Origin of the sequence: Trebonia sp., assembly GCF_049794275.1 — a bacterium.
Classification (GTDB): Bacteria; Actinomycetota; Actinomycetes; order Streptosporangiales; family Streptosporangiaceae; genus Trebonia.
In genome coordinates this window covers 1-9,274 of record NZ_JBARCR010000764.1, presented here as the reverse complement: position 1 = coordinate 9,274, position 9,274 = coordinate 1, and the positions used below count along the sequence as shown (strand labels likewise).

The following is a 9,274-nucleotide window of genomic DNA, read 5'->3' as shown; positions in this document are numbered from 1 at the left end:
GTCGACAGCTTGCGACCCGCGGGGAACGCGGCGCCGCCGCGTCCGGTGAGCCCGGCGGCGGTCAGGTCACCGATCAGGTCGCCGCGGCGGTCGCGGTAGGGCAGCCGGCCGTGCCGCGCGGTGTGCGCGTGCCAGTTCTCCGGCCGCTGGCCGTCTCGTGGCAGCAGCCGCGGCAGGCTGGTGGCGGTGTCCTCGGCGGGCAAGCCCTGGGTGGCCGCGGTCATGGGCGGGTTGTCCTCTCCGGTGCCCGGTGCTGCATCTCTGCCCGGTGCTGCGTCTCTGCCCGGTGGTGCATCGCGGACATCGGGTGGTGCATCGTGGCCATCAGGTGCCCGACTCGTTCGGCGCGCGGCAGGTCGCGGGCCGCCGCCGCCAGCCGCCAGCCGACCGCGACGACGACCAGTACGGCGCTAGCCAGCGCCAGCAGGAACAGCGCGCCGTGCCGCATGTCGGGGCTCGAGAAAATGCTGTGCAGCCAGGCGACCGGCCAGCTCACGTACGCCAGCAGGTGCACCCCGCGCCACAGCCTGCGGCCCAGGTGCCTGCGCAGCAGGCTGGTCACGATGACCGCGATCATGATGTCGAGGCTTACCGCGCCGAGGCCCAGCCACAACCGCTCGTACGGCGAGACCAGCGGGACGATCGCGGCGGTGAGCGGGATGTTCACGTAGCTGTCGGCGACGGCGGTCACCACGTGCAGCGCGACGAACACGACGGCGATCAGCGACAGGTTCCTGTGCAGGCCGGTCACCGCGAACCGCGGCAGGCCCGGCAGCCGGCCCTGCCTGGTCACCAGCAGGCCGAGCAGCAGCACCGCGGTCAGCAGCAGCAGCGCGACCACGCCGGTGGCGCGGCTCGCGTACCACAGCGCGGTAGAAGAGTTGATTCCGCTCACGTTCTCAAGCATGGGCCACGAAACACAGGGAAGTATCGATGCGGGCTATGAGCCGTCTCTGAGCCGGCTGACCGACTCGCAACGTGTGCTATCCCCTAGCTTCATCAATGGTGTTGCCTCCGGGGGCAGCTCTTGCGTACCTCCGGTCATCTAGTGGGGGTAACTTTCAGTTTGGTAACGCGCGTGTTAGGCACGCTTGTTTTCGGAAGATGCTCGCTGCCCCGATAGTTAACATGATCGTCATGTTTGGAAACCTGGTTGTAACTTAACGATGTCTGAGTCACTCAGTCTTGCCGCCCGAGCTGCCTACATATTGCGAGATAACAGCACCGGCCTCATCACCAAGGCCTCGCCCACCCTCTACCCCCATCAGTGGAGCTGGGACGCCGCGTTTAACGCGATCGGCCTCGCCACCGTCGACTTGCCCCGCGCCCGGCTGGAACTTGACGCGCTTTTCGCCGGCCAGTGGCGCAACGGCATGGTGCCGCACATCGTCTTCGACCCCGCCGCCGACGGGTACTGGCCGGGACCGGCGCAGTGGCAGTGCGCGCGGTTCAACGAAGACGCCCCGGCGGCGCCCGCGACAAGCGGCATCATCGACCCACCTGTGCACGCCATCGCCGTGGACCGGATCCTGGCGGTCGCCGCGGCCAAAGGCGGACGGGAAGATGAGCTCACCCTGGGCTGGGCGGCGCACCTGTACCCGAAGCTCCTCGCCTGGCACCGGTTCCTGGCCCGCGACAGGACGGACAAGTCCACCGGGCTGATCACGCTGTTCCACGGCTGGGAGAGCGGCACGGACAACTCGCCCCGGTGGGACATTCCCTACGGCAACGTCCTGGTCGGCCCCGACCTGCCCGCCTACACCCGCCGTGACAAGGCGCACGTGTCGAGCGTCGGGCAGCGGCCGACCGACCGTGAGTACGACAGGTACCTGTGGCTGGTGGAGGAGGCCAAGGAGGCCGGGTACGACGCGGGCCTGCTGCGCGAATCCGGCAGCTTCCAGGTCGGCGACGTGCTGTTCACCGCCATCTACGCGGCCGCCTCCGACCTGCTGGCCAGCTTCGCCGCCCGGCTGCGAAAACCAGACGACGCAGCCGAGCTCAAGGACTACGCCGCCCAGGCTCGGGCGGCTGTTTTCTGCCACGTCGACGAGGCGTCAGGCCTGGCCGCCGATGTCGACCTCAGGACCGGCTCGTGGCTGCGGACCGAGACCGTCGCCGGCTTCGCCCCGCTGATCGCCGGGGGCATGCCGCGCTACCTGCGGCAGCGCCTCGTCACGCTGCTCACCGGGCCGCGCTGGGCGGGCCATCCGGCCCTGAAGTGGCCGCTGCCGCCGTCCACGTCGCCGTGCTCCCCCGCGTTCAACCCGGAGTGCTACTGGCGCGGACCGGTGTGGCCGGTCTTCACCTGGCTGCTCACCTGGGCGCTGCACCGTTCCGGCGAGCACGCCCTCGCCGCGCGGCTGCGGGAGACCTCGCTCGAGCAGCTCGGCGACGAGACGTACGCCGAGTACTACCACCCGATGACCGGTGCCCCGCTGGGCAGCCTCAATCAGTCCTGGACGGCCGCCGCGGCGCTGGACTGGCTCCTTGACGGCGAGGCGGCGTAGTCACTCCGGGTCGGCCGGCCAGCCCGCGACGGTAAGCACGGTGCCGTCCGGCTCGACGAGCCGTGCGGGCAGGCCGAGGCTGGCCAGCCAGGCCGGCGCCTGACGGCCCCTGATGACCGCCGCGGTCGCGGCCGTGTTCGCGTCGGCGCAGCTGGCCGCGGCCACCGAGACCGTCCGCCAGACAGGCGCCGCGGGCAGGCCCGTGCGCGGGTCCAGGATGTGGTGCAGCACGTCGCCGCCGCGCTGCCAGCGTCGCGCCGTCGTTGACGAGGTAGCCAGGCCGCCGTCCCTGATCGCCACCACCGTGCTCGGCCCTGAGGACGGCTGGTCCGGCATGCCGGTCACGTCCTGCACGCGGATCCGCCAGCCGCCGTCGGGCGGCTCGCCGGCCACCGACGTGTCCCCGCCGAGGCTGACCAGCACCCCGCAGCCGAGCTTTTCCGCGATCCGCGCCGCGGACAGGTCCGCCGCCCAGCCCTTCACCGTCGCGCCGAGGTCGAGCTGGACGCCTGGCGGCACAGTCAGCCGCCGGGTGACGGGATCGAGCTTGATCGAGCGCCAGCCGGGAATCACCCGGAACCCGACGCCGCCGGGCAGCGCCGGCCCGGTCGCCGGGACCTGGCCGAAGTCACGGTCGTAGCCGAGCGCGCACAGCACCCCGCCCACCGTCGGGTCCACGTCGCCGTCGGTCACGCTGGCCGCGCTGAGCGCGACCGCGATGGCCTGCGCGAGCAGCGGGCTGACCGTCACGGTGAGCGGGGCCGTCGCCTCGCGCGCCGCGTCCCCGAGGGCGACGAGCTCAGAGTCGTCACGGAACCTGCTGCACGTCAGGTCAAGCTCGGTGAGGTCCTCGGTGAGCAAGTCCCTGGCGGCGTCCAGCTGTCCCGGGTCGGTGACCACGAGCTGGATCAGCATGCCGAGCGCGCGCCACGCCGTGAACGCCGTCGGTTCTTCCCGCGAACCCGCGCTGAGGGGGGCCTGAGTCATAGCCACGTCACTAGCGCGAACCGCCGGAGGTAACCTGGCCGCCGCCGTTTGACTGCACTGGCTGGTTGACCGGCGCCTGGAGGTTGCTCGAGCTGCTCGACGAGTTCGACGAGTTGGAGCCGGACGAGTTCGAGCTTGAGCCGGAGCTCGCCGACCCGGTGCCCGTGCTGGCGCCGCTGGACGAGTTCGAGCCTGAGCCGGAGCTCGCCGACCCGGTGCCCGTGCTGGCGCCCGGGCTGGAGGTGGAGGTGGAGCCGCTCGAGTGCGTCGATGCCTTGCTCGTCGAACCGGGCAGCACGGCGGCCACCGCGCCCGCCGCGAGCAGGCTGGCGACGCCGACGGTGGCGGTCGTGGTGTTCAGCCTGCGCCGGCCGCGCTCCCGCTCCGCGACGGCCCGCGAGACATGCCGCGCCGCCCCGTGGCCGCGCGGTGCTCCGTTACGGTCGTCCCAGCTGTCCATAATCGCAGTGTGGCATCCCTAGTTGTGGGCGTCGTTGAGATAGCTTCTCAGCAGACTATGTCCTTTCCCTGAGTGATAATCGACCGGTGAGCAATGCCGCTGCTACCGCCGCCTTCCGCGCCGCGCGCGATCTCCTGCTGAATCAGCGCGAGGACTACGCCGCCGCCCGCGAAGCCTTCAGCTGGCCCAGCCTGGAGGAGTTCAACTGGGCGCTCGACTGGTTCGACGTGATCGCCGCAGAGCACGGCGACCGGACCGCGCTGCGCGTCGTCGGCGACGACGGCTCCGACGACGCGGTGAGCTATGCGGCGATGGCGGCCCGCTCCAGCCAGGTGGCGAACTGGCTGCGCGGCCTCGGCGTCCGGCGCGGCGACCGGGTGCTGCTCATGCTCGGCAACGTGGTGCCGCTGTGGGAGGTCATGCTCGCGGCGATCAAGCTCGGCGCGGTGATCATCCCGGCCTCGACGCTGCTGCAGCCCGCCGACCTGGCCGACCGGGTCTCCCGGGGCGACGTCAGGCACGTCGTGGCCGAGGCCGCGCAGGTGCCGAAGTTCGCGGATGTCCCCGGCGACTGGACGCGGGTCATCGTGGGCGCCCCCGTGGCAGGCGACAGCGCCGCCGGCTGGCACCGCTACGCGGGCGCGGGCGACGCGGCCGGGGACTTCGCGCCGGACGGGGTCACGAAGGCGGCCGACCCGCTGCTGCTCTACTTCACCTCGGGGACGACCTCGCAGCCCAAGCTCGTCGGGCACACGCACGCCAGCTACCCGGTGGGCCACCTGTCCACGATGTACTGGATCGGCATCGAGCCCGGCGACGTGCACCTGAACATCTCCTCCCCGGGCTGGGCCAAGCACGCCTGGTCCAACCTGTTCGCCCCGTGGAACGCGCAGGCCACGATCCTCATCCTCAACCAGTCCAGGTTCAACGCCGCCGGCCTGCTGAAAGCGCTCGGCGACTGCGGGGTGACCTCGTTCTGCGCGCCGCCGACGGTCTGGCGGATGCTCATCCAGGCCGACCTCGGCGCCGCGGACATCAGCGTGCTGCGTGAATGCGCGGCGGCGGGCGAGCCGCTGAACCCTGAGGTGATCGAGCAGGTCCGCAGGGCCTGGGGGATCACCGTGCGGGACGGCTTCGGGCAGACGGAGACCACCGCGCAGATCGGCAACACCCCTGGCCAGCCGGTGAAGCCGGGCTCCATGGGCCGGCCGCTGCCCGGCTACCTGGTCACGCTCGTCGACCCGGTGGGTGGCCAGCCCGGCAGGGACGGGGAGATCTGCCTGGACCTCAGCGAGCGGCCGCTCGGGCTGATGACCGGTTACCTCGACGACGCCGAGCGCGACGCCGACGCCATGCGCGGCGGCTACTACCACACCGGCGACGTCGCGACCTCCGACGACGACGGCTACATCACGTACGTCGGGCGCACGGACGACGTGTTCAAGGCCTCGGACTACCGGATCTCGCCGTTCGAGCTGGAAAGCGTGCTGATCGAGCACGAGGCGGTCGCCGAGGCGGCGGTCGTGCCCTCCCCCGACCCGATCAGGCTCGCGGTGCCCAAGGCCTACGTACTGCTCGCCGCGGGCGCCGCGCCAGGCCCTGAGCTGGCGCGGGACATCATGGCGTTCTGCCGCGAGCGGGTGGCGCCCTACAAGCGCATCCGCAGGATCGAGTTCGCCGACCTGCCCAAGACGATCTCCGGCAAGATACGCCGCGTCGAACTGCGCGCGCAGGAAGACGAGTCTCGTGGCGGCCGCGGCGTCACCGAGTTCTGGGAAGAGGACTTCGGTTAGCTCGTTACGTCCGCGGACGTAAACCGGGCCCACGCGATCGCGCAGAACACGGCCGCGTAAATCGCGAACGACAGCAGTCCGTGCCACAACGTCGTGGTGTCCACCGGCGTGCGCAGCAGCGCGTCGAAGCTGTTCCACCAGTGGGTCGGCAGGTACGGCGCGACCGGTGCGAACTGCGGGATCTGGTCGACCACCTCGCTGGCCACGACCAGGATCATGACGGCCGCGATCGCGCCGATCGCGTGCTCGGTGAACGTCGAGACCGCCAGGCCGATCGCGCCGAGCGCGGCCATCGCGGCGCAGACGTACAGCGTCACGAACAGCACCCGCACCAGCCCGGCGCCCAGCGACACGGTGGTCCCCGACAGCAGCGTGACCGGCCCCACCGGGAACAGGATCACCCCGACGAGCAGCGCGACCACCGCGACGATGAACGTGGCCACCACCGCCCACACCACGATCGCCAGGTACTTCACGGCCAGCAGCCGGGTCCGGCCGGCCGGCACCGTGAGCAGGTAGCGCAGCGTCCCGTAGCCGGCCTCGCCTGCCACCGAGTCGCCGGAGATCACCGCCATCACCACCGGCAGCACCAGAATCAGCAGCAGCGAGAGCGCGATGAACGTGAGGAACACGCCGTTGCCCGCGAGCTGGTTGAAGAAGGCCGCACCACCGCTGGACGGCCCGCCGCCTCCCCCGCCGTGCGGCGCCGCGAGCTTAAGCCCGATGCCGATCAGCAAGGGGAACAGCACCACGACGGCGAGCAGCAGCTGGTTCCGTCGCCGGAAGAAGACAAGCCGCAGCTCGTTGCGGAAAAATCTCAGGTTTCCCCGAACGTACGCGGCTGGCTCACGGCCGTCCGTTGCTCCGGCGGGGACTTCCGCCTGGCTAATGGTCGACATCGAAGCCCTCCCCGGTGAGGCCGACGAAGAGCTCTTCCAGGCTCGGGGACTCGACGGAAAGGCCGCGTACCCCGACGCCCGCGTGCACGAGCTCGGCGCAGATGAGCTCGGGTTCCGCGGTGCCGAGCTCGGCGGTGATCGTGTCCTCTCCCGGTGCCGCGTCCGTGAGACCCAGCTTGCCGAACACCGTGGCCGCCGCCGCCACGTCCGCCGTGCGCACGGTGATCCGGGCCGCCCCCGTGTGGCGCAGCTCGGGCAGCGAGCCCTGGAACACCAGCTTGCCGACCCGCATCACGCCTACATGCGAGCACACCTGCTCGACCTCCGCCAGCAGGTGGGAGGACACGAACACCGTGATCCCCTCCGCGGCGATCTGCCTGACGAGCGTGCGGACCTCGCGGGTGCCCTGCGGGTCGAGCCCGTTGGTCGGCTCGTCCAGGATGATCAGCTCGCGGGGCCGCAGCAGGCCGGCCGCGATGGCCAGCCGCTGCTTCATGCCGAGCGAGTAGTTCCGGTACCTCTTCTTCGCCGCCGCGGTCAGGCCGACCCGCTCCAGGGCCTGACCGATCCGCGCCGCCGCCGACTTCGACGACGCGGACCGGTCAGCCGCGTCGTACCTGGCCAGGTTGTCCCAGCCGGACAGGTACGGGTAGAACGCCGGCCCCTCCACCAGCGAGCCCACCCGGGACAGCACCGAGACCGTGCCGTCCGGCATTGGTACGCCAAGCAGCTCCGCGGTACCGCTGGTCGGGTAGGCCAGGCCGAGCAGCATGCGGATCGTGGTGGTCTTGCCCGACCCGTTCGGGCCGAGGAAGCCGTAGACCGCGCCCCGCGGCACCGCCAGGTCGATGTGGTCGACCGCCAGCTGGCCGCGGAACCGCTTGGTCAGCCCCTTGCTTGAGATGGCCAGCGCCTCGGCAGTCATCAGGACGTGTGCCCGACCGCGGCGTACAGCACGCTCGGCTGGACCGCGCCGATGTAGACCTTGCCGCCGGTCATCAGCACCGAGACCAGGCTGGTCTGCAGCAGCGTGCCGCTGCCCCACGTGCCCGACACCGGCTTGGCCGCGCCGAGCAGCGCGCCGATGACCTTCTGGCTGTCGCCGCCGAGCCCGCCTGGCCCCGCCGACGGGGCAGTGGGGGCGTTAGAGCCGGCTGCGCCCGTTCCGAGTGATGAAAGAAGGTCTTGCTGCGGCAGCGAAACCACGGTGAGCCAGTCAGAGCCGTAGGTGCCGAAATCGCTCATGGTCGCCGCCGAACCCGTGGCCGGCTTCGCCGCGGCCTTGTCGCCCATGTTGACCTTGTCCACTGACGCGCCTGGCGGCGGGGTGAAGTTCAGGTTCGCGGCGGCGGGCGCGGTGTTCATGGACAGCTGGGTGTAGCCGACCTGGAACGCCGGGCCGGAGTCGCCCTTCGCGAAGACCTGGACCCGCAGCGGCATGCCGTACTTGGCGTCGACCGCGATCACCACGCGGCCGATCAGCGACCTGTGGTCCTTCGGCTTGAGGACCAGCTGGTAGGCGGGCTCGTTCGCGATCGAGACGTTGTCCTGCACGCTGACCAGCGTGGTCTTGCCGACTGCCGTGAGTATCTCGTTGGCGGCCTGCTGGGGGGTGAGCACCGGGCCGGCGGGCAGCCTGTTCTTCAGGGCGTGCTTCTGCGCTGTCGTAGGCGCGGTGAACTTGGTGACCGAGTTGCCGGTGCTCTCCCAGAGCCACAGCGTGTTCGCGGACCTGATGACGTCGGTCTCGCTCATCGGCTGCTGCACCGACAGCCGGAAGTGCTGCGCGTTCAGGTAGTAGACCTTGATCGTGTGCGAGCCGGTGAGCAGCGACGACAGCGACGTCGGGTTGCCGGCCTGCGGCAGCTGCGGCAGCCCGAGGGAGGTCGTCTCCACCACGGTGCCGGTCAGCGGCGGCAGCTTCTGATCCTGGTTGATCTCGGCGAGCAGCTGGCCCGGCGTCCTGACCGGCAGCACAGGGGATGCCTGCGCTGACGGGATCTGCGTGCCTGCGATGACGCCACCGGTCACGGCGACGGCAATGACTGGCACCGCCCACCGGCCCCGCCTCGACAGTGTGACTCCCATACTCCTCACCCGTTCCTTGCTACCGCCGCCCGTGGTCCAGCGGCCCCGTACGATCACTGTGCCGCACGCCGGCTGTGAGGGAGCTGAGAGCGTGATACGGGCATGACCGGCTTTGGGGGACACTGTACCCGTGCGAGTGCTTGTCGTTGAGGACGAGCGGCGGCTGGCCGCCGCGGTCAAGCGCGGCCTCGAGGCTTCGGGGTTCGCCGTGGATGTCGCCTGCGACGGCGTCACCGGCCTGCACATGGCCCGCGAGGGCGGCTACGACGGCGTGGTGCTCGACATCATGCTGCCGGGCCTGTCCGGCTACAAGGTCTGCGCGCAGCTGCGGGCCGAGGAGAACTGGGTGCCGGTGCTCATCCTGTCCGCCAAGGACGGCGAGTACGACCAGGCCGACGGGCTCGACCTCGGCGCTGACGACTACATGACCAAGCCTTTCTCCTACGTGGTGCTCGCGGCCCGGCTGCGCGCGCTGTTGCGCCGGGGCGCTAAGCCACGCCCGGCGGTGCTGGTGGCCGGTGACCTGCACCTGGACCCGGC

General features: G+C 70.7%; 9 protein-coding genes and 1 pseudogene. 4 read left to right on the top strand and 6 right to left on the bottom strand.

Translation table 11 applies throughout. The features are described from left to right. Both WA805_RS19990 and WA805_RS19985 read right to left on the bottom strand, forming a co-directional pair. A pseudogene (locus WA805_RS19990) lies at positions 1–224 on the bottom strand (hypothetical protein); the annotation flags it as partial. After that, positions 221–895 carry a ferric reductase-like transmembrane domain-containing protein gene (locus tag WA805_RS19985; RefSeq protein ID WP_422337641.1) on the bottom strand — a complete coding sequence of 225 codons (675 nt, stop codon included), beginning with the start codon at positions 893–895 and terminating at the stop codon, positions 221–223. The pseudogene WA805_RS19990 and the gene WA805_RS19985, both read right to left, overlap by 4 nt. Positions 896–1,166: 271 nt before the next feature. Here WA805_RS19985 and ggh point away from each other — a divergent pair, with 271 nt between their 5' ends. Then, positions 1,167–2,507, top strand: a complete 1,341-nt coding sequence (ggh, locus tag WA805_RS19980; protein WP_422270842.1) for a glucosylglycerate hydrolase — start codon at positions 1,167–1,169, stop codon at positions 2,505–2,507. Here the strand turns inward: ggh and WA805_RS19975 are convergent, their stop codons facing one another. Next, positions 2,508–3,494 (bottom strand): FAD:protein FMN transferase, encoded by a 987-nt coding sequence (locus tag WA805_RS19975; protein WP_422326138.1) that lies wholly within the window; start codon positions 3,492–3,494, stop codon positions 2,508–2,510. 65 nt (positions 3,495–3,559) lie between these two features. Between WA805_RS19975 and WA805_RS19970 the strand changes: the two genes are divergently transcribed. Then, complete coding sequence (locus tag WA805_RS19970) at positions 3,560–3,976, top strand: hypothetical protein (RefSeq protein WP_425243088.1); 417 nt, start codon at positions 3,560–3,562, stop codon at positions 3,974–3,976. Between the two features lie 64 nt (positions 3,977–4,040). After that, a complete protein-coding gene (locus WA805_RS19965; RefSeq protein ID WP_422290938.1) occupies positions 4,041–5,747 on the top strand; it encodes an AMP-binding protein in 1,707 nt (568 codons plus the stop codon). On the opposite strand, the gene WA805_RS19960 is transcribed toward WA805_RS19965, so the two are convergent. The 3 genes from WA805_RS19960 to WA805_RS19950 are packed head-to-tail and all read right to left on the bottom strand — an operon-like array spanning position 5,744 to position 8,734. Then, positions 5,744–6,646 (bottom strand): ABC transporter permease, encoded by a 903-nt coding sequence (locus WA805_RS19960; protein WP_422290939.1) that lies wholly within the window; start codon positions 6,644–6,646, stop codon positions 5,744–5,746. The two genes, WA805_RS19965 and WA805_RS19960, sit on opposite strands and share 4 nt — an antisense overlap. Continuing rightward, the gene (locus WA805_RS19955; protein ID WP_422339658.1) at positions 6,633–7,571 is read right to left on the bottom strand and encodes an ABC transporter ATP-binding protein; all 939 of its coding nucleotides are present in this window, start codon (positions 7,569–7,571) and stop codon (positions 6,633–6,635) included. Before WA805_RS19955 ends, WA805_RS19960 begins: the two co-directional genes overlap by 14 nt. Continuing rightward, the gene (locus tag WA805_RS19950) at positions 7,571–8,734 is read right to left on the bottom strand and encodes a LolA family protein (RefSeq protein WP_422275684.1); all 1,164 of its coding nucleotides are present in this window, start codon (positions 8,732–8,734) and stop codon (positions 7,571–7,573) included. Before WA805_RS19950 ends, WA805_RS19955 begins: the two co-directional genes overlap by 1 nt. Before the next feature lie 130 nt (positions 8,735–8,864). Here WA805_RS19950 and WA805_RS19945 point away from each other — a divergent pair. Further along, positions 8,865–9,274: response regulator (locus WA805_RS19945; protein WP_425243087.1), on the top strand; the 410-nt coding region annotated here is incomplete at its 3' end.